We start from the raw sequence: 21,697 nt of genomic DNA on the forward strand, positions 1-21,697 counted from the left end.
TCATGCGGTATTAGCAGTCGTTTCCAACTGTTGTCCCCCACCATAAGGCATATTCCCAAGCATTACTCACCCGTCCGCCGCTCGTCAGCAGAGTAGCAAGCTACTCTCTGTTACCGCTCGACTTGCATGTGTTAGGCCTGCCGCCAGCGTTCAATCTGAGCCATGATCAAACTCTTCAATTAAAAGTTTTTTGAAACCGAAGTTTCGTGCTCAATGAATTCTGTATAAATTGACTATATAGTCACTCAGTTACATTTGAGACTCTAAATTTGTTTGCTCCACTTAGTAAACCAAGCTTCGCTGTTAGAACTCAATCTGTACGAGTGCCCACACAGATGATTGCTTTATATTGTTAAAGAACGTTGCGACGTTGTCGCTAGGGATGCGTATAATACATCCTTAATTTTTCGAGTCAACACTTAATTTTAAACTTTCTTTTTAGACCGTTTTAAACCGAAGTTTTACTTAACTCTCTGTCACTTTGTTCAGCGCTTTTCATTGCTGCCCGCCGTGTCAGTGGATGCGCATTATAGGGATGCAAAGAATTAACGCAAGCACTTTTTGTAGAAAACTACTAAAAACTTACCTTTCGCGCAAAAAACAAGCTAAAGGCAGTAAAAAACACAGTTTACTGTACAAAATACAGCCAACTTTTCTCGAGAGGATCTTAAGTATTATCGAAATTAGGTAATACGCAAGTTTTTAAATAAAAAAAAGAGCCACAATCTTAGTGGCGCTTTTATCAATCAACTCTTAATTAGTACAAGATACTATATAACTTACGACGATACTTAGATGCCAAGGCATCGCCATCAGGTAAAGAAGCGATAATTTCTAGATAGGTTGGTTTTGCATCTGCGTAGTTAAGATCTTTTTTTAGTACATTAAATAACATCTCTAGTGCTTCTTCTTTACGACCCGCGCTATTAAGAGCATTACTTAGTTCTACTTTTATCTCTAAATCATTTGGGTATTTTTCAACTTTATCCTGCAGTACTTTTATCTCTGGCGAATCTGTTGCAGCTAATGCTTGCTCACATTTTGCTTGAATATTTGTGAAATACGCATCACGTTCGTTTTCTGCAACCGAATCTAATAATGCTTGTGCATCTTCTAATTTATGAATTTGAATACAGATATCAGCTAAAACTAACTTTACACGTGTGTGATTTGGATCAAGCTCATAAGCCTGCTTTGCATAGTTAAAGGCATTATTTAGATCTTGATTAATTAACGCTTGCTTAGCTTGCTCTAATAATAACTCATGTTGAGCTGGTAAATGTTTAGCTAGCGCATCACGAATTTGCTGTTCTGTTTGAGCACCCGGTAACATATCGACAGGTGCTGAATCTTTTAACATCACAAGCGTTGGTAATGCTTGTAAACCAATTTGCTGCGCAAGTTGCCCTGCAAGAGCTTGCTCAACATCGCAATCTAATGTCGCTACTAATAAATGCTCACCATACTCATTTGCTATTTTCTCTAAAATTACAGCTTGCTGATGGCATTCTGGGTTTTGCGCAGAGTAAAAAGTAAGTAGCACTAGCTTTTCAGCTGACGTTTCACCCAATGCTTGCTGCAAATTTTGTGGGGTAAGGTTTATCATATTATTCATTTGATTGATTGCACTATATAAGTATTTAGGTTTTTATATAGTGGCAAACATAACAATTACAAGCCCCACGGGTCGAGGTCATTATGAAATTATCTGCTATTTCTGCAGCTTTATTACTTCTTAGTCCATTCGCACAAGCAACAACGCTCGATTTAAACCTTCAGAAGACTATGCCTGAAATTGAAAAGCTCTATTTAGACTTACATCAATCTCCTGAGCTGTCTTACCATGAAAAAGAAACGGGCCAAAAGCTTGCAAAGCAATTAAAACAACTGGGCTTTACTGTTACAGATAATGTAGGTGGTTATGGCGTTGTTGGTATTTATGAAAACGGTGATGGCCCTACAGTAATGATCCGCACTGATACTGATGGACTACCAATTGTTGAGCAAACTGGAAAACCTTACGCTTCTAAAGTGACTGTAACAAATGATGCTGGTGCAACCGTTGGCGTAATGCATGGTTGTGGTCATGATATTCACATGAGTTCATTTATTGGCACAGCACAACAGTTAATGACACATAAAGATCAGTGGCAAGGTACGTTAATGATGGTCGCACAACCTGCAGAGGAAGTTGGCGGTGGTGCAAAAGCAATGCTTAAAGAAGGGCTTTTCACTAAGTACCCTACTCCAGATCATGTTATTGGTTTGCATGTAAGTGCAAGTGTTCCTGCTGGTAAAGTTAGCATGAAAACTGAATATACAATGGCAAGTGTTGACTCTGTTGATATTATAGTAAAGGGCAAAGGCGGTCATGGTGCCTACCCACACACAACAATAGACCCAGTTGTGATTGCTTCACGTATTGTATTGGCACTGCAAACTATTACTAGTCGCGAATTGTCACCACTCGAGCCGTCAGTGATCACCGTTGGCTCAATTCATGGAGGCTCTAAACACAATGTCATTTCAGATGAAGTAAAACTACAACTTACATTGCGTAGCTATAACCCTGAAGTTCGTTTACAACAAATCGCGGCAATTAAACGAATTACTAAAGGCATCGCATTAAGTGCTGGGCTTGACGAAAGCTTAGCACCAGAAGTCTATGTGCATGAAGATGAGTCAATTCCTTCAACTTATAACAATCCTGCACAAACCAATGTAGTGCGTTCAGCAATTGCTAACGCTATTGGTGAAGACAATGTACTTGAAACTGAAGCTGTAATGGCCGGTGAAGACTTTGGCCTTTATGGCCGTACAGAACAAAATGTGCCGATTACTTTGTTTTGGTTAGGCGGTGTTGAACCGAGTCAATATGACTCAGCAATGCAATCTGGCGCAACATTACCTTCTTTACACTCAAGTAAGTTTGCACCTGATTACAAAAAAGCACTTCCTACTGGAATTACAGCAATGAGTAACGCCGCGGTTGCCCTATTCAACAAAAAGTAGTTTAGGCTGACTTAGCTCTGGGCTTAGCCTTCCTTTTAAAACGTCGCTTTTGCGGCGTTTTTGGTAACTGGGCAAAGACTTGGCTATCGCATTGCTTGGCTTGCTCAACTAAAGCATGTAACTCTTCCAACAATGGTGTTAAAAATTGCTGATAACTCATATGCTGTTCAGCGATATTACCTAACGATGCTTCCCACTTAGCTGTTAAGTCAGGGCTAGCAAGCTGTTCTGGTAATGTACTTATGAGTGCTTTACCTGTTGCGGTAGCCAGAATGTTTTTACCCTGACGTTCTAAAAAATGGCGTTTAAATAAAAGCTCAAGAATACCGGCTCGCGTAGCTTCAGTACCAAGACCATCTGTTTCCTTAAGGATCTTTTTAATTTCTGGGTCTTTCACATACCGACTGATGCCTGTCATGGCACTTAATAAGGTCGCATCAGTAAAATGCGCTGGCGGTGTCGTCATTTTGTCTACTACTTCACCTTGATTGCAATGCAGCTGTTGACCTTTTTCAAGTGGTGGTAAGGTTTGCTCATCTTTTAACTCTGTTTTGCCCATTAATATTTTAAAGCCTAAGCTAACATCTTGCTTAGCTGCTGCTTTAAAAAGCCCACCCGCAATTTCAACCGTTATTTTGGTTTCGTTAAATACATAGTCTGGATAAAATTGGATTAAATAATGACGACAGATCAAGCGATAGATTTTTTGTTCATCACTATTTAAGGACGCTGAGCGAAGTTGTTTTTCGGTAGGAACAATAGCGTGGTGAGCTGCCACTTTGCTGTCATTAAAACATTTACTCCGCTTACTGCTATCAGCTTGCTTACAAGCTTCAATTGCTTGACCTTCATTATTAGCGATGGCGGCAATAATACTCGCGGCATCTTTATGATGATCTTTTGGTAAATAGCGATTATCTGAACGAGGGTACGTAATTAACTTATGACGCTCATACAAGTTTTGGCAGGTATCTAGCACTTTTTGTGCAGGCATTGAAAACGCCTTTGCCGCATCAATCTGTAAAGCGGATAAATTATAAGGTAGCGGTGCCTGTTGTTTTTTTTGCTTTTGCTCAAGCTCAACCACTTTAGCTGGTTGATTAGTTATACGTGACACAACATTTTCAGCAAGCCCCCTATGCAATACTCGCCCTTCTTCATCTTGATAAGGTTCACATGCTTTACTTGGTTGCCACTTTGCAGCAAATGTTTGCTGCTGCTGAGTTTCAAGGTGAGCTAAAACTTCGTAAAAAGGTTTTGCTACAAAATTAGCGATTTCATTATCACGATTAACGACTAAACCTAAAATAGGCGTTTGAACACGCCCAACAGATAGCACATTGCCAAATCCAGCTTTTTGCCCAGCAAGCGTATAGGCTCGAGTTAAATTCATGCCAAATAACCAATCGGCACGTGATCGAGCTAAGGCAGACACACTCAAAGGAATAAAATCGCGGTTCGATTTCAAATTATTCAGCGCTTTTTTAACTGCACTTAAGTTTAAGTCGCTGATCAAGAGTCGTTGAATTTGCTGTTTTTTGGCTTGGCTAAGTTTAACCTGTTCGATCACTTCATCAACCAATAGCTGGCCTTCCCTATCAGGGTCGCCGGCATGAATTATTGTACTTGCCTGCTTAATGAGCTTTTTTAGTACAGTAAGTTGTTTGCGTGTTTTTGCTTTAGGTTTTAATTGCCATTGTTCTGGCACGATAGGTAAATGCTCAAATCGCCATTTTTTAAAACTTGCATCGTAATCATCGGGCTCTGCTTGCTCAAGTAAATGACCAATACACCAAGAGACACAATCTCCATTACCAAGCTCTATATAACCATCATGTTTTTTTTGTGGTTTTGGTAGAGCATCTGCAATGGCTCGTGCCAAGGATGGTTTTTCGGCAATGTAAAGTTTCATAACGCAACACTAAATACTGTTTTTATAAACAGTAGTCTAGCACAGGATTTTTAACGAAGAAACGCCTTAAGCTTGCTGGCTTCGTCGAGTAAAAAGATAGATAAGTGGTAGGTAACATACGACCACAGTACCAATATTGATTAGCGGTAGCAGGGTCTTATACATGTAAGTGCTGTAAGACAAATCCCAAAGGTGGCGGTCAACTAAACGGAACAGTTGCAAAATAGGCGCCATTATCACAACCAACTGCCCTAAAACACTTTGCCATAAGTAGACTTTATCTTTAATACCTAAGTAAGCAATGATTGCCATCCAAGCAATATCATTAAAAGCCCAAACGACATAGCGCCAAATATAAATGTCATCAAATTCACGTAAGCCGCTATGAATTAAGGTACCGTATAAAAAGAAACATGCAGTTATTACGGTAAAGTGGAATGCCTGCCAATCTTTGCGGAGGTAGAAAACGCAAATAGCAGGGCTCAGAATGAACACCCAGCTATTATTCAAAATTGAGATGGTATATACAAACCAATCAGGCAAAATTAACTAACCTTAATCTGTTTTACCATCATCGTCGCCACTACCATTACCAGGCATGTAGCTATATTTATCAACTTTTTTCATTTTTATTCTCTATTACATTTGTTAATGAGGCTTAACTTTAATTGATTTACTGCCTTACATCAATAGGTTCAGATTCGTGTGCTTTACCTTGCATAATAGAGATTTCAACACGGCGATTTCGCTTGCGATCTTCGTCGGTTACATTCGGTACTAGAGGCCTCGTTTCTGCGTGGCCGACTACCATCATACGGGACTTATCAAACCCTGGCGCTTTTTCCATTTCACTGGCAACTGCCACCGCACGTTTTGATGATAAATCCCAATTATTAGTATAAAGCTCATTCGATACTTGGAAGTCATCAGTGTGACCTGACACGGTTATTTCACCCGGCACATCTTTTAACAGCGTAGCAATATCACGAATAATAGGTTTAAATTTTGGCTGTAAAAAAGCACTACCCGATGGGAATGAACCATTCTCACGAATGCGAATAATAATTTGCTGGCCTAATGACTCGAGCTCAATCGCACCATCCATAATTTGCTGTTCTAGTTGCTGAGCAATTTTCTTCACAAGTTCATTTGTTTGTTCTTGATCAGCCGCAGAAATTGACTGTTCTAAAGCTTGTTGCTGAGCCGTACTTTGCGATTCACCACCACGTTTATTACCGCGCTGTTCTTGTCGACCACCGGCGGAGCTTTCGTCGCCAGCCTGAAACTCAAGCATTTGTTGTGTCATCTCAACGGTTTGTTGCTGAATCGTTTCAATAGGTGTTGGCTCAGGTTTGCCTGGAGTAAACTCCATGGCAATAACAGAGGTTCCTTTTGGAATATCTTTTACTTCAATTTTATTTTGTACACCAAAAGCAAACTTCATGGAGCCGGCAATTTGCTTAAACTTCAGCACGTCCATTTCAGAGAAAGCAAGCAAGAGTACAAAGAAGCACATTAATAATGACATTAAATCCGCGAAGGTACCCATCCATGCAGGCAAGCCTGGTGGAGGACATTTGCACTCTTCATCTGACATGCTCTACTCCTCGGTATCAACTTTACGTTTTGATTCGGCTAAGTAGTTTTTCAAAATACCTTCAATTACTTTCGGGTTCTGACCGTCTTGAATACCTAGCACCGCGTCAAGAATTAAGCGTTGATTGAGGGCTTCTTCGTCTTTACGCAGTTCTAATTTTACCTGAATTGGAATAGCGACAACGTTTGCTAAGAAAGCACCATAGAGAGTTGTTAAAAGGGCAACTGCCATTGCTGGGCCGATTGCCTTTGGGTCATCCATGTTTGATAACATAGCAACCAGACCGATTAGCGTACCGATCATACCCATTGCAGGAGCAATATCGGCAAGTGATTTGAATAAACCAGCACCGAGTTCATGACGGTTAGCAGTAAGAGAAATATCTTTTTGCAGCGTGGCGCGAACGACATCAGCATCATGACCATCCACTAACATATCGACCCCTTTACGCATAAAACCGTTGGGGATTTCAGCTTCTTCTAATGCTAAGAAGCCACCTTTACGTGCAGAATCAGCTAATTCTACTGCTTTTTCAATTAATTCTTCCGGAGATTCGATTTTGAACATAAAAGCTTTTGCTGCCACTTTACCTATGCCCAAAAATTGCCCCATGGTGAAATTTGATAATACAATAAAAATCGAACCACCAAATACAATGACCACCGAAGGCGTGTTGTAAAACATTGCAACTTGGCCATCACTACTTAACACCATCGACATAGCAATTAAGCCTATGGCACCAAGAATACCTATTATGGTTGCTAAATCCACATACCCCTCCAGAGGAACAATTACACGATACACTCAAGTATCAAATTTTTATTATTAACTGCTTATCGGCAAGCAGTTGAAATACTTAAATCATTAAATGAATTAATTTTATTTTAATGTAAGATTTTTAAGCTACAAGTTTAAGCTGTATTTAAAATCGTAAAAATAGCATACTAAAAATGAATTATGCGTAAAAAAACACATCATTCTTTGACCTAGTTTAGCATTCCCCCTAAAATTGGCCTCACTTTCTAACAGCTATCGAGGCCACAATGGCAACAAAGAAACCAGAAAACTTAAGCTTTGAAGAAGCACTGGATGAATTATCTCAAATTGTTGCACAAATGGAGCAAGGTGAATTGTCACTGGAACAATCACTAAAACAATTTGAACGCGGCATTGCGCTAGCAAACGCTTCGTCTGGTAAGTTACAACAAGCCGAACAAAAAGTTGCCATTTTAATGGGTAACGATAGCCAAGCGCCTCTTAGCAATTTTGATTCAAACTTGGACTAATTAAGTGCAATTAAAAGAACAATTACAACGCGCTCGTGAAGACGTTGAAGCACATTTAAATCGCTATTTTGAACAGCCACTTAATACCGAAAAAAACATCAAAGAAGCCACCCACTACGGTGTTCTAAATGGTGGTAAACGCTTACGTCCTTACCTTGTATATGCAACGGGCCGGATGATGGGCGCGGACAAGGCCGATCTTGATATTCTTGCCGCCGCTATTGAGTGTATTCATAGCTATTCTTTAGTTCATGATGACTTACCAGCAATGGATGATGATGACTTAAGACGTGGCCGCCCTACCTGTCATATTGTCTATGGCGAAGCACAAGCCATACTCGCAGGTGATGCCTTACAAACACTGGCATTTGATTTAATTGCCAATCATCAATTTGCTGTTTCTGCGAGCCAGCAAGTAAAAATGATTGCCTCATTAAGCAAAGCCTCAGGTATTGAAGGTATGGTAGGTGGGCAAGCACTGGATATTGAAGCGACCGATAAAGAAATTACAGTTGCTCAGCTAGAGCGCATTCATCAGCTAAAAACGGGTGCCTTGCTTAATTGTGCAATTACACTCGGTGCATTGAGTGCAAAAAGCTGTGATGAACATACACTCGCGCAATTAAACATGTTTGGCCAAGCAATTGGACTGGCTTTTCAGGTACAAGACGATATCCTTGATGTAGAAGCTGATACTGAAACATTAGGTAAGCCACAGGGTTCCGATGTTGCTGCAAACAAAGCAACCTACCCTGCTTTATTAGGGATGGCAGGCGCAAAGCAAAAAGCACAAGATTTGCTGGCTCAAGCCCATCAAGCTCTTGAGGCTATTGATTACGACACCAGCGAATTGGCGAGTCTTGCAAGCTATATTGTTGAACGCAATTATTAATACCTAAAAAGAAAGACAAAATAACTAAAAAATCGGAGCGGCAATCGGCTATAATGCACTCTGGTTAGCGAAGGATGTATAAAAAATCATGACACTTGATAGTAGCAAGTATCCATTATTAAGTTTGGTTGACGAACCAGCACAACTGCGTGATTTAGCGCAAGACAAGTTACCTGCGTTTAGTAAAGAGTTACGCGAATACCTACTTAACTCAGTTTCGCAAAGTAGTGGTCATCTAGCATCAGGTTTAGGCACTGTTGAGTTAACAGTTGCACTGCATTATGTTTATAACACTCCTGAAGATCGTTTAGTTTGGGATGTGGGTCATCAAGCATACCCGCATAAAATCTTAACGGGTCGTCGTGACCAAATGCATACAATTCGTCAAAAAGACGGTTTGCACCCATTCCCATTCCGTGAAGAAAGCCCATACGATACTTTCAGTGTTGGTCATTCGAGCACCTCAATTTCAGCAGCCTTAGGTATGGCCATTGCTGCAGAAAAAGAAGGTAAAGATCGTAAAACCGTTGCTGTTATTGGCGATGGTGCGATCACGGCTGGTATGGCATTTGAAGCAATGAATCACATGGGTGATGTTAATCCTAACGTGTTAATTATCTTAAACGATAATGAAATGTCGATTTCAGAAAACGTAGGTGCACTCAATAACCACTTTGCCCGAATTTTATCTGGCAGCTTCTACACCAATATTCGTGAAGGCAGTAAAAAGCTCCTTTCTGGTTTACCGCCTGTGAAAGAACTTGCTAGCCGCATGGAAGAGCACCTAAAAGGTATGGTCATTCCGGGTACGTTCTTTGAAGAGTTAGGCCTAAATTACATCGGCCCAATTGATGGTCATGATGTAAATATGTTGGTTGATACCTTACGTAATATGCGTAACCTTAAAGGCCCACAGTTACTACATATTAAAACGCAAAAAGGTAAAGGTTATAAGCCTGCTGAAGCGGATCCAATTGGCTACCACGGCGTACCAAAATTTGATCCGAGCATGTCGAAATTACCAAAATCAAAACCGGGTGCTGCCACATTCTCAAATGTGTTTGGTGACTGGTTATGCGATATGGCAGCCCAAGACGACAAGCTAATGGCAATTACCCCTGCGATGCGTGAAGGTTCAGGCATGGTGCGTTTTTCAAAAGAGTATCCTGCGCAATACTTTGATGTGGCGATTGCTGAACAACATGCTGTAACGCTTGCAGCAGGCCTTGCTTGTGAAGGGTTGAAGCCTGTTGTTGCTATTTATTCAAGCTTTTTACAACGCGCTTACGATCAACTTATCCACGATGTAGCATTACAAAACTTACCTGTTTTATTCGCTATTGACCGTGCAGGTATTGTTGGTGCTGATGGTGAAACTCACCAAGGCGCCTATGACTTAAGTTTTATGCGCTGTATTCCTAATATGATTATTATGGCGCCAAGCGACACTAACGAGTGCCGCCAAATGCTTTACACTGGCTACCAATGCAATCAACCTGTCGCTGTTCGTTACCCACGTGGTAGTGCCGGCAATTGTGATGTTGGATCAACAATGAGTGCGATTGAAATCGGTAAAGCGCGTAGTATCAAACAAGGTAGTAAAGTGGCCATCTTGTCGTTTGGTACGCTGTTAGAGAGCGCCAAAGTAGCCGCAGATGAGCTAAATGCAACAGTGATTGATATGCGCTTTATCAAACCTCTTGATACTGAAACTATTAATGAGTTACTTAGCAGCCATGATGTCATTGTTACTTTAGAAGACAATGCTATTGCAGGCGGTGCGGGTTCTGCTGTGAATGAATATTTGGCTGCAATCAAAGCCGATGTGACTATCTTAAATTTAGGTATTCCAGATGAGTTCATTAAGCATGGCACACAAGATGAAATGCACGCTGAGATGGGCCTAGATGCCAATGGCATCTTAACTCGCATTAAAGAGTTCATGGCTTAAAAACTATACGCAATTCATTAAAAAGGAGCCTCATGGCTCCTTTTTTATTATTTAAAACCATACACATAAAAAATAACTTACCTATTTTCTATTTTCTTGCATCCAATATCTTTAGCTAGCCGTTTATTCATTGAGGTTAACTCGTGAGCACGTATTTTGTCGTTAAACAATACAGGTTGTTTGTTCACATTTGATGGAATATTTAAAAGGTATAGATAAATGAATACGATTAAAAGTAAAGCTATTAAAGATCAACAACTCGCTAATTCAAAACTATCTAAGGTCATGTTTTCTGCCATTGCTCTTGCTGTGATGCTGGGTATTACAGGGTGTGATGGAGATGATGGTAAAGATGGTGCTATGGGAGCTCAAGGTGCAGCAGGGCAAGACGGTACTAATGGTGTCGATGGCCAAAATGGCGCTGATGGTATGAATGGCAACGATGGCGCTCCTGGCTTTGCATCAGCAACATTTATATTAGCGAACAATGGCTCTGATAATGCGGGCACTATCAACCTCATTGATCAAAATGCCGCTAAACTCACAACATTTAATACTGGTGCTAATGAAGGTGTTGTTTTCGATAGCTTAGGTAATTTAGTGCAAGCTGCTGATTCTGGAAATGGAGCACTAAGTACCGTATGCCAAGTGTTAAACCGTGCAGATGGCATGTACACCAATAATATTGATCGTACATTAACTGGCACAAACACCACACTTGTAAATCCGAAAGGCATACATATCTCTAATAAATATGGTCTTGTTTTTATTGCTGATTTTAATGCAATGCAAGTAACTGTATTTGGTAAAGAAGCTGCAGGCGATGTAGCACCATTAGCAACAACGGTAACTGATGCAACACCATGGGATCTTACGTACGATGAAAATAATGATCGTCTTTACGTCGCACTAACTAATGGTGATGTTGCTGTTTACGACAATTATGTAATGGGTGGTTTTACTGCAACACCAACTCGAACCATTACACCAAGTGATGAAACTGGTACAAAAATTTCAGTCAATATTCATGGTATTGCTTTAGATATGACTAGTAACAAGCTTGTGCTGTCTGATGTAGGTAGTGCATCTGATTCAACAGATGGTGCACTCTTTGTCATTTCAAATGCTGCTCAAGCAGATGGTATGGTAGCGGTTGACCGTCATATAGCAGGTCCAATGTCTATGCTCGGTAACCCTGTGGATATAAGTCTTACTGGCAGCGACTTGCGTGTGGCTGAAAAATCAAATGATGCAGTTTTAGTATTTAGTAATATATTTGCAGGCGAAAGTGGTGATGTATCACCAGATCTCATCACGCCAACAACAAAACCTGAATCAATAACAGAAACCGTTATGCATAATAATATGCAAGATAGCTCTGATAGTATTATGGTTAACATGCCCCTGCTCGGTGTAGCTGTAAGTAGTAACCCAGGAACAGTAGGTCCAACAACAGGTCAAATTAGTCGTTTAAACGCACCTTTAACAGCCGAACTGGCAACGTATAATGCAAATCAAACAATTGAAAGTGTGGCTTTTGATAAGTCTGGCACTAGCTACGCAACATTTGATGATGCAGTTACATCGATGGGTGGTATCGTTATTTCAAACAAGGTTGCAACACAGCGTAACGGCGAAAGTTACGCAACCAACCAAGATAGAACAATCATGGGAGCAAGTACTGGTATTATCTCACCAAAAGGTATTGATATAGCTTCAGATACAGGCATGATTTTTGTTGCTGAATTTAATGCAACAACGCCTGGTGTTCTCATTTTCTCTAGCTGCGCAACAGGTGATGTAAGCCCATTAATGACCCTAACACCCAGTGCTAGTGCACGCCCTTGGGATGTAGACTATGATCCATCAACTGACAGGGCATTTGTTGCACTTACCAATGGCACAATTGCTGTTTTTGATGAAGTGAAAAGCAAGTGGATGTCAGGTATGACAACCATTACAGGTGAAGATCGTTTAATTACCCCTGCATCGGGCGGCACTGCATTTGCTGCACCAACCAATATTCATGGTATTGATTACGACCCATTAAGTGACTCACTAATAGTTTCTGATGTTGGCTCTGCAGCCGATGCCACCGACGGGAAAATTTATGTGATTAATAGTGCCGCTATGGCCAGTGGTTTAACCAATGTAAGTGTAAATATCGCAGGTCCTGCAAGCCAATTAGGTAACCCTGTCGATATTATGTATACGGGTAATGATTTATATGTTGCCGAAAAATCAAATGGCCTAGTTATGCGCTTTGATAATATTTTAAATAGCCCTAGCGGTGACATTGCAGCAACGGTGAGCTACTCCTTTACCGCCCCAGAGTCTGTGGCTGTTTTACCAGCTTGGCTTAAACACTAACCATCAAAAGGTGTTTAGGTAACGAACGCCTCTGTTGGCCTCCAATGCCTTATCTAGCCCTAGGTAAGGCATTTTTTATACCTGCTCACTTAGTTTAGAGAGTATTAACGCATCCAAATTTTAATATCGGCTAAACCATTGGCTTGCAGTGCGCTGAGTTGCTGATCAACATTGTTGCTTTGCTCGAACTCAAAGGCATCTAATTGCTCATCAAAGGTAATGTTTGCTACACCATCGCCACCGCGCTTTTTAACTTGATGCAGTGCGATATCGGCAAGGTTAACTGAGGTTTCCCAACCAATAACTTGGCCACCCAGTAAAGGTAACGGATAAAAAGACCAACCAATCGACGCAGTGATAGTGGTCGACTGCCCATTCGGTAATCTAAATGGGTTTGCTGCAATTGCTTCACATAAATCGGCCACATAATTGTCTATTGCTGTGCGTTTGAAATCACGTAGTAAGAGTAAAAACTCGTCACCACTCCAACGCGCAACATAGTCAGAACCTTGAGTACGGCTATTCAACAAAGTCGCCATTTGCTGTAAACAGCTATCGCCTGCAAGTGGGCCATACGCATCATTAATGCGGCTGAAGTTATCAAAGTTTATTATTAATAGCACTAGCGACTTACCCTGCGCTTGCAATGACTGTGAGTTACGCTGGAAGTGTTCGATATCTTTAGGGAGCTGATCAAACAAGAAGCGACGGCTACGTAAGCCTGTAAGCTCATCTGAGTGACTAACTAGCTTAAGCTGTGAGTTCACTTGGTTAAGCTTATCGTTAGCTTCTCGAAGCTCTACGGTACGTTCTGTTACTAAGCTTTCAAGGGCTAATTGCTTACGTTTCTCTTGAGCTCTAAATACCCAAAACACGAGGTAGAACAGTAAAATAAAGCTGCTGGTGATCAAGAGTCTAAAATAAATAGTCTCATCAAAACGACGCGGCACTACAAAGCTGTACTCGGTACGACGTGCTTTTTGCCAATCTTCACCACGACGCTTTGCTTCAAGTTGGAACAAAAACGACCCCGGCGGTAAGTTGGTATAGATTGCCTCACGACGAGTATTGGCATACCGCCAGTCACTGTCTAAGCCACTTAAACGGTAACGGAACTCGATACTTGAAGGGGCATAATAATCAATCGCGGTATATTTTAACGTTACATCGCGTTCATCAATTTGTAGCTCAGGCTTATTACCTAAAGTTGCGGTACTTAAATGACGAAGCGGCGTGATCAAGCTTTCAATGCGAGGCTTAAGTGCTTGTACACCAAACAGCTCAACGCTCTTTGGTATTTCTACCACACCTTGCAGACTTGGGTACCAAATAGAGTTGCCTGTGTCTGCTACAGCATCATGGCCAAGGCCAGCACAACATTGACTGGCTTTACCATCAAGTTGACGGTCAAACGATGAGATCACTTGTTCTACTTTTAAACTTTCGATATCAGTACCAAACTGCTCTACAGGCATACGGTATACGCCTTTCATAGTACTGACCCAAATACGTTTTAATTGCTTGTCGTAAACTAGACTGAAAATAGAGCCATACGGTAGACCATCGGTGGCATCTAACTGACGCCACTGCCCTTTGGTACTGCGATAAAATAAGCCATCGTTAAGTGAACCAATTAATATTCCCACTCCTTCGATATTCAAAATACTGGTGACGTAAGCACTTTCTAAACTAGTTTGGTCGCCAATTTTTTCAATCCCGCGGTCGGTAAAGTAATAAGCTCCTTTACTGGTACCTATTAAGCCAAAATTTTGCTCATCATGAACATAAGTAATAAATTTGCTGCTTAAGAAGGCATTGTATGCAAAAGGTGTTAAACCACCATAACTTAAGCGGTACATACCGCGGCCAGTACCGAGCCAAAATCCACCTTTGCTAGAACGGCTAATTGCAAATACTGGGTTATCGCGCAGCGCTCGCCCAGGCACCGTATACAGGTTTTGGTTTTCGTAATAAAACACACCGCGGCCTGTTGCGATGTACAAACGATCACCATCAAATTGTAAGTCGTGCACTGCTGCTCGACCAAACTGATTACTCGGAATTTGATTTACAAAATTCTTGTTGTAGTCGAAGTAGCCAACACCGCTACGGTTAGCCACCCATAATTTGCCATCAGGTGCTTGGCTAATCGCCATCACCGCTTCGGTCATATTTGAGATAGCTGAGTGACGTTCAATACGCCCTTCGTGAGCAAGCCATAAGCCTTCACTGAAGCTTGCCAGCCAAATGTTATTTTGATTGTCACGGAAAATATCGGCAAACCAAATGCTTTGATCGAGCTGGCTAGGTTCAACCCATTGCCAATCTCCTGAGTTATCACGAAATAACAGTCGGCCGTAAGTCGAAATCCATAGCGCGCCATCGGAGTCGCTCATAAACTTATAAACGGCAGAGTTACTGGCATTTGGCAGTGGGAATGGACGCAGCTCGTCATCTAAATCAAGAAAGTAGGCACCAAGCTCTGAGGCAAGATACAAGTTACCTTCAAGCCACGCCATGTCATGAATAATGGTTTGCGCTAATCGTTCAGGTAGTGAAACCTTGGCAGTCAGCTCTAATCGTAATTTCGCAAAATCAGAAGAGGTATTAGTTAAACGCAATAAGTGACGCTCATTAACCAGCCAAATGCCTTCTGGCGACAATGCCATTTGACTCACCGAACCCACAATTTGCGTAATAGCAGTGGCATTCGAGACCGGTACAATTAACGCGGAGTTTTGATTGAGTGTGACTTGATTTCGAGCAACATAATAAAGGCCATTCGCTGCAATCCAAATACTGCCTTTGGAATCTTCGAGAATATCGCGCACCGGACCTTTAACGTTAAAGGTTTGCGACATCATGGTTTTAGGATCAAGTGTTACTAAACCATTCTTGGTACCAACCCAAAGTAACCCTGTGCTATCGACTAGTAATTTATTGATACCATTACTTGGCAGGAAGTCGCTGTTTTGCGTATTAAAGTTAGTGAACGTATTACCATCAAAGCGGCTTAAGCCAAACTGAGTACCCAGCCACATATAGCCTTGCTCATCTTGAGCAATACTTTTTAATGATTGCGATGGCAAGCCATTTTGGATGTTCCACTGTTTGACGACATAGTCAGTAATAGATGCAAACGCAGGCATGCTGCAAAGCATCAACAAACAGACAACTAGAAATCGCATCATATACTTGCCACCAAGTAACACTTAACTCATCGTTTAAAAAGGCAAATAGCCTGCTTTAAACAAGGCTTGAACACAAATTAATGAAAAAACACCTGCTAAAATATCATCAGCCATGATGCCCAAGCCCCCGTGTAAACGTCTATCTAAAATTCTGATAGGACCTGGTTTAGCGATATCAAAAAAGCGGAACAATAAAAAACCAACCAACAGTGACTGCCAACTCAGTGCAGCACCAATCATGGTGATATAATAACCAGCAACTTCATCCCAAACAATGGCTGGATGATCATGCACACCTAAGTCATCTGCTGTTTTACCACATGCCCAAATACCAAACACGCTGATCACGACAGCAAACACAATCTGTAACCAAAGCGGAAAATACATTGTGGTGAAAATAAATGGCAAGGCAGCAAAGGTACCAAAGGTGCCTGGCGCTTTAGGGGCAAGGCCTAAGCCAAAACCCAGACCAAAAAATTGGTGTGGGCGTTTTAAATTGAATAAACGGTTACTGCTCAAACCGGCTCCTTTGTAAAGTGCTGAAAGCCTTTTCCTTGGTAGTTAAACTTTTCGCCGTCAAGCAATAGCTCAATCTCACCTTCGCCACTTTTAATTTGACCTACACAGCTTGCTTCTACACCATATTGGCGCAGTTTCATATCAACCATGCTTTTATTGCTTTCTGGCACAGTAAACAGCAACTCATAGTCGTCACCGTAATTTAAGATATAGTCAAATTGCTCAGCACGTGGAATCGACGAATTTAATGCATCAGAAACAGGCACTTTATCAACATTGATCACCGCACTAACTTGCGATAGCGCTAAAATATGGCCTAAATCAGCTAATAAGCCATCGGAGATATCAATTGCTGAAGAGGCTGCGCCTCGCAAAACTTGCCCCGCTGCTACACGTGGCGTCGGATAATCAAAACGATTATTTAAATAGCTTAAGTGTTCAGGGGCGATATCGAGGCCTTGTTTACGGGCTTCAATGGCTACACCAGCATCTCCTAATGGACCTGTTACATAAATCCAATCGCCCACTTTAGCACCGCTACGGCGCAGTGCTTTGCCTTCAGGCACGATGCCTTTAGCACAAATCGTAATAGTTAAAGGACCTTGAGTGGTATCACCACCAATGATTTGCACATTGAAGTACTCTGCAATTTCATGCATGCCTTCAGTGAACTCTTCAAGCCACTCTATATTTGCTTCAGGCAAAGTTAGGCCTACCGAAATCCACGTAGGTTCAGCGCCCATTGCCGCAAGATCACTTAAGTTAACAGCTAAAGCTCGATGCCCAAGAGCACGCGCAGAGATGTCATCAAAAAAGTGTACGCCCGCAACTAAAGTATCTGTTGTTACCGCCAATTGACAGTTTTCAGGCACAGTTACTAAGGCACAATCGTCACCAATACCTAGGTTCACATCACGGCGAATAATGCCACGGCCCTTAAAGTAACGATTGATTAATTCAAATTCCTTCATACACAAAAAAGCCGGCCCAAGCCGGCTCTCCTTTACGGGGTTACTTACTTACGCAGTTCTTTCACTGCTTTATCAAGTACACCGTTGACAAATTTATGGCTGTCTTCAGCACCAAACATCTTAGCCAACTCAATGCCTTCATTGATTGCCACTTTGTAAGGTACGTCTTCACGGAATTTCAGCTCATAGCCAGACAGACGTAAAATTGCTTTTTCGACCATGTCTAACTCATCAGCTGGGCGTGCTAAATGTGGTGCAACGATTTCATCTAATTGCTTACAGTTAACAACAACACCGCGTGCTAGGTCTTTGAAATATTCGACGTCGATCTTAGTCACATCATTTTCAATTAACATTTGCTGTTCAATATCAGCAATTGGGTTGCCGCTTAACTGCCAAGAGTATACGGCTTGAAGTGCTAAGATACGTGCTTTACGTCTTGCTGCTGGTTTCACAGAGATTCCTTAAACTTAAATTTTGTCTAACACATTAACCATTTCAAGCGCACCTAAAGCAGCTTCGCCGCCTTTATTACCCATTTTGGTACCTGCGCGCTCAATTGCTTGCTCAATGCTTTCAGTGGTTAATACGCCAAATGCAACCGGGATATCGTACTCAAGAGATACTTGTGCAAGACCTTTGTTTGATTCGCCAGCGACTAAATCAAAGTGTGGCGTACCACCTCTGATCACGACACCTAGAGCGATGATTGCATCGTGTTTTTTCTTTGCTGCAACGCGTTTCGCTGCTAAAGGTAATTCAACGGCACCTGGTACGTAAACAACAGTAATGTCGTCTTCAGAAACACCACCTGTGCGCTTAAGCTCATCAACAGCACCTGCTAATAGGCTGCTACCAATAAAGTCATTAAAGCGAGAAATGACAATGGCAAATTTTTTGCCCGGTGCGTATTTGTTACCTTCAATAATTTTCATTTAATAACCCTAAAAAATAAGTTTAAGCGGTTGCGATTGCGCAAAAATTACGGCGCATAATACCACAAAAATATAAAAGTAGCCTAGTAAATCTATTTTCCCAAATTAAGAGCGAGGCTCAACATAGTCAACCACTTCTAAGTGGAAACCAGATAGCGCGTGGTACTTCTTAGGACGGCTCATTAAGCGCATCTTTTCAATACCTAAATCAGCCAAAATTTGCGAACCAACACCCACAGTACGCGAGGTACCTTGGAATTTACGATGACTGACATTTTCGCCCGCATCTTCAGCGGCAAAGGCTTTAACGGTTGCTTCTAAATCTTCAGTTGATTCTTGTTTACCTAAAATAACCAGCACGCCGTTATGCTCAGCGATATAAGCCATAGCATCTGATAAGCCCCAGCTACGATCAGCACTTCTATCTGATAATAGAATATCGTTAAAGGTGCTTTGTAAGTGAACTCGTACTAACGTTGGCTCATCTTTCGATACTTCACCGTTTTGTAAAACATAGTGAAGCTGACCATCAATGGTGTCTTTGTAGGTCACTAAATCAAACTCACCATGATCCGTTGGTAGTTTACATTTAGCAACACGCTCAATGGTGGTTTCGTTTAGGTTTCGGTATTCGATTAAATCTGCAATAGTGCCAATCTTTAAGTCATGCTCTTTAGCAAATACTTCAAGATCTGGGCGACGGGCCATAGTGCCATCTGCATTTAGAATTTCAACAATCACAGATGAAGGCTCAAGACCTGCTAAACGTGCTAAATCACAACCCGCTTCAGTATGACCAGCACGTGTTAACACGCCACCAGGCTGCGCCATAATTGGGAAAATATGCCCTGGCTGTACGATATCGCTCGGTACGGCACCTTTAGCGATTGCGGCTTGTACGGTACGTGCGCGGTCGGCTGCTGAAATACCTGTAGTTACGCCTTTCGCCGCTTCAATCGACATAGTGAAGTTAGTTGAAAAAGCTGCACCGTTATTTTTAACCATCAGTGGTAATTCTAACTGCTGACAACGCTCTTGTGTCATTGTTAAACAAATTAAACCACGGCCGTGTGTTGCCATAAAGTTGATGGCATCAGCATTGATATGTTCTGCCGCGATAATTAAATCGCCTTCATTTTCTCGGTCTTCATCGTCCATTAAAATAACCATTTTACCGGCTTTAATGTCATCGATAATTTCTTGCGCGCTGTGTAAATTCATAATGTGCCCATGAGAGTATGATTAATAGTGACGTATCTTTGCTTACTTAATAAAGCCAGCTTGTGCGAGCAAGCTCATTGATATGTCTGAACGGGAAGGTTGTTCAGCCCCTTTAATTAGGCGCTCTAAATAGCGAGCAATCTGGTCAACTTCTAAGTTCACCTGAGTACCCACCTGAAATTCTGCAATCGTTGTTTGCTCAGCAGTATGTGGAACAATCGTTAGCTTAAAGCGATTTTGCTCAACCTCGTTGACGGTTAGGCTAATGCCATCAATACACACCGAGCCTTTGTACGGAATGTACTTCATTAAATCATTGTCAGTACTTAACCAATACTCAGTTGCACGAGCATTAGGACTAATACTTTCGACAGTCGCAATACCATCAACATGGCCTGACACTAAGTGCCCACCTAGGCGAGAAACCGGTTGCATAGCTTTTTCGAGGTTAACTGTTTGCCCTTTTTTATAATGTGCAAACCCAGTTAAGCTAATTGTTTCGTTTGATAAGTCAGCACTAAAACCATCGCTATGTTTAGCGACAACCGTTAAACACACACCATTGGTGGCAATACTGTCACCGAGCTTGACGTCTTCCATATCCAAATTAGCGCTTTGAATACGAATAGCTAGATCGCCTTGCTTTTGTGTTAGTTCAACAATTTTACCTGTTGCTTCAATAATTCCAGTAAACATAGTGCTACTCTTTATTTTCAATTTTTGAGGCTTGCTTTGCTTTTGTCGCTGTTAAGCGAATATCGTCGCCAATCATCACTGTGTCAGTAAAGGTCAGTTCAGTGATATCACTCATCATGGTGACTTCTGCAAAGTTTAGTAAGCTTTTGCCCATATCACCTACTAACTTAGGGGCAATATAAACAATATATTCGTCAATTAAATCTTGCTCGGCAAACACCCCAGCAAGGGTTGCCCCCGCTTCGAGCCAAATATGATTAAATTGTAGTTCAGCAAGACGCTTTAAAACCGCCGATAAATCAACTTTATTGTTAACTGCTGGCACCACTTCGTGTTTAACAAAGTGAGGCCACTTGGTGTGATTATCAAGCGAAGTGGTAAAAATTATTACCGGGCTCTCGATGCTGAATAACGCAAGCTCAGGCGTTAACCTGTTTTGTGAGTCAATAATGATTCGGGTTGGTTGGCGCAAAGGCAACGAGGTTGGCATGGTAAATGGCAACTCATCAACACGGACATTAAGTTTTGCATTATCAGTAATAACGGTGTCCGCACCGGTTAAGATAGCGCAGCTTTGCGCACGAAATGCTTGCACATCTTGGCGCGCTTTAGGGCCTGTTATCCATTTACTTTGACCGTTATTTAGCGCAGTTTTACCATCTAAACTACACGCCATTTTACAGGTTACATATGGCAACCCTGTTTCCATACGCTTTAAAAAGCCTTTGTTTAAATCGCGCGCTTGTTGCTCAAGTAAGCCAGATGCCACACTAATACCAGCGTCAGCTAATATCTGCAGGCCGCGACCACTTACCGCAGGGTTTGGGTCAACCATAGCAGCAATCACCTTGCTTACACCCGCAGCTTTTAAACCTTCGGCACAAGGTGGAGTGCGTCCATAATGACTACAAGGCTCTAAAGTGACATAGGCAGTGGCGCCCTTTGCTTTATCGCCAGCTACAGCCAACGCATTCACTTCAGCATGGCCCTGCCCTGCGATTTGATGAAACCCTTCGCCGACTATTTCGTCATCTTTAACCAGTACACAGCCAACATTCGGGTTTGGCGTGGTAGTAAAACGGCCGTGTTTAGCAAGCTCAATGGCACGCGCCATGTAAACAGTATCAAGTTCTGTAAACGACAT

18 protein-coding genes and 1 rRNA gene are annotated in these 21,697 nt (G+C 41.7%); 5 read left to right on the forward strand and 14 right to left on the reverse strand.

What is annotated here, in order from left to right:
* Together AOG27_RS08300 and AOG27_RS08305 are read right to left on the reverse strand one after the other, a co-directional pair.
* Positions 1–182 (reverse strand): 16S ribosomal RNA (locus AOG27_RS08300); the annotation flags it as partial.
* Between the two features lie 575 nt (positions 183–757).
* The gene (locus tag AOG27_RS08305) at positions 758–1,615 is read right to left on the reverse strand and encodes a tetratricopeptide repeat protein (protein WP_054552559.1); all 858 of its coding nucleotides are present in this window, start codon (positions 1,613–1,615) and stop codon (positions 758–760) included.
* Between the two features lie 83 nt (positions 1,616–1,698).
* Here AOG27_RS08305 and AOG27_RS08310 point away from each other — a divergent pair, with 83 nt between their 5' ends.
* Positions 1,699–3,012 (forward strand): M20 metallopeptidase family protein, encoded by a 1,314-nt coding sequence (locus AOG27_RS08310; RefSeq protein ID WP_054552560.1) that lies wholly within the window; start codon positions 1,699–1,701, stop codon positions 3,010–3,012.
* 1 nt (position 3,013) lies between these two features.
* Here AOG27_RS08310 and AOG27_RS08315 read toward each other — a convergent pair whose 3' ends face one another.
* From AOG27_RS08315 to pomA, 4 genes are all read right to left on the reverse strand, one after another.
* Complete coding sequence (locus AOG27_RS08315; RefSeq protein WP_054552561.1) at positions 3,014–4,924, reverse strand: DNA topoisomerase III; 1,911 nt, start codon at positions 4,922–4,924, stop codon at positions 3,014–3,016.
* Positions 4,925–4,990: 66 nt separating this feature from the next.
* The gene (locus AOG27_RS08320) at positions 4,991–5,467 is read right to left on the reverse strand and encodes a hypothetical protein (protein WP_054552562.1); all 477 of its coding nucleotides are present in this window, start codon (positions 5,465–5,467) and stop codon (positions 4,991–4,993) included.
* Between the two features lie 130 nt (positions 5,468–5,597).
* Positions 5,598–6,521, reverse strand: a complete 924-nt coding sequence (locus AOG27_RS08325) for a flagellar motor protein MotB (protein WP_054552563.1) — start codon at positions 6,519–6,521, stop codon at positions 5,598–5,600.
* Positions 6,522–6,524: 3 nt separating this feature from the next.
* On the reverse strand, positions 6,525–7,292 hold the full coding sequence (gene pomA / locus AOG27_RS08330) for a flagellar motor protein PomA (RefSeq protein WP_054552564.1): 768 nt from the start codon (positions 7,290–7,292) through the stop codon (positions 6,525–6,527).
* Positions 7,293–7,564: 272 nt separating this feature from the next.
* Between pomA and xseB the strand changes: the two genes are divergently transcribed.
* From xseB to AOG27_RS08350, 4 genes are all read left to right on the forward strand, one after another.
* The gene (gene xseB, locus AOG27_RS08335; RefSeq protein WP_054552565.1) at positions 7,565–7,807 is read left to right on the forward strand and encodes an exodeoxyribonuclease VII small subunit; all 243 of its coding nucleotides are present in this window, start codon (positions 7,565–7,567) and stop codon (positions 7,805–7,807) included.
* 4 nt (positions 7,808–7,811) lie between these two features.
* Entirely contained in the window at positions 7,812–8,699 is an 888-nt protein-coding gene (gene ispA / locus AOG27_RS08340; protein WP_054552566.1) for a (2E,6E)-farnesyl diphosphate synthase, read from the forward strand.
* A gap of 88 nt (positions 8,700–8,787) precedes the next feature.
* Complete coding sequence (gene dxs / locus AOG27_RS08345) at positions 8,788–10,650, forward strand: 1-deoxy-D-xylulose-5-phosphate synthase (protein WP_054552567.1); 1,863 nt, start codon at positions 8,788–8,790, stop codon at positions 10,648–10,650.
* Between the two features lie 285 nt (positions 10,651–10,935).
* Positions 10,936–13,020 carry a hypothetical protein gene (locus AOG27_RS08350; protein WP_152967134.1) on the forward strand — a complete coding sequence of 695 codons (2,085 nt, stop codon included), beginning with the start codon at positions 10,936–10,938 and terminating at the stop codon, positions 13,018–13,020.
* A gap of 104 nt (positions 13,021–13,124) precedes the next feature.
* Here the strand turns inward: AOG27_RS08350 and AOG27_RS08355 are convergent, their stop codons facing one another.
* The 8 genes from AOG27_RS08355 to ribD form a co-directional block, all read right to left on the reverse strand.
* Positions 13,125–16,211, reverse strand: coding sequence for a ligand-binding sensor domain-containing diguanylate cyclase (locus tag AOG27_RS08355; protein WP_054552876.1), 3,087 nt, complete (start codon positions 16,209–16,211; stop codon positions 13,125–13,127).
* Between the two features lie 33 nt (positions 16,212–16,244).
* Positions 16,245–16,730 carry a phosphatidylglycerophosphatase A gene (locus AOG27_RS08360; RefSeq protein WP_054552569.1) on the reverse strand — a complete coding sequence of 162 codons (486 nt, stop codon included), beginning with the start codon at positions 16,728–16,730 and terminating at the stop codon, positions 16,245–16,247.
* Complete coding sequence (thiL, locus tag AOG27_RS08365) at positions 16,727–17,701, reverse strand: thiamine-phosphate kinase (protein WP_054552570.1); 975 nt, start codon at positions 17,699–17,701, stop codon at positions 16,727–16,729. The genes AOG27_RS08360 and thiL overlap by 4 nt, the downstream gene beginning before the upstream one ends.
* Positions 17,702–17,745: 44 nt before the next feature.
* Entirely contained in the window at positions 17,746–18,156 is a 411-nt protein-coding gene (gene nusB, locus AOG27_RS08370; RefSeq protein ID WP_054552571.1) for a transcription antitermination factor NusB, read from the reverse strand.
* A gap of 15 nt (positions 18,157–18,171) precedes the next feature.
* Positions 18,172–18,636, reverse strand: a complete 465-nt coding sequence (gene ribE, locus AOG27_RS08375) for a 6,7-dimethyl-8-ribityllumazine synthase (RefSeq protein ID WP_054552572.1) — start codon at positions 18,634–18,636, stop codon at positions 18,172–18,174.
* A 105-nt stretch (positions 18,637–18,741) separates the two neighbouring features.
* Positions 18,742–19,857, reverse strand: coding sequence for a bifunctional 3,4-dihydroxy-2-butanone-4-phosphate synthase/GTP cyclohydrolase II (gene ribBA, locus AOG27_RS08380; RefSeq protein ID WP_054552573.1), 1,116 nt, complete (start codon positions 19,855–19,857; stop codon positions 18,742–18,744).
* A 42-nt stretch (positions 19,858–19,899) separates the two neighbouring features.
* On the reverse strand, positions 19,900–20,553 hold the full coding sequence (locus tag AOG27_RS08385) for a riboflavin synthase (RefSeq protein ID WP_054552574.1): 654 nt from the start codon (positions 20,551–20,553) through the stop codon (positions 19,900–19,902).
* A gap of 4 nt (positions 20,554–20,557) precedes the next feature.
* Positions 20,558–21,697 carry a bifunctional diaminohydroxyphosphoribosylaminopyrimidine deaminase/5-amino-6-(5-phosphoribosylamino)uracil reductase RibD gene (ribD, locus tag AOG27_RS08390; protein WP_054552575.1) on the reverse strand — a complete coding sequence of 380 codons (1,140 nt, stop codon included), beginning with the start codon at positions 21,695–21,697 and terminating at the stop codon, positions 20,558–20,560.

Source organism: Pseudoalteromonas lipolytica (assembly GCF_001306915.1).
Lineage (GTDB): Bacteria > Pseudomonadota > Gammaproteobacteria > Enterobacterales > Alteromonadaceae > Pseudoalteromonas > Pseudoalteromonas simplex.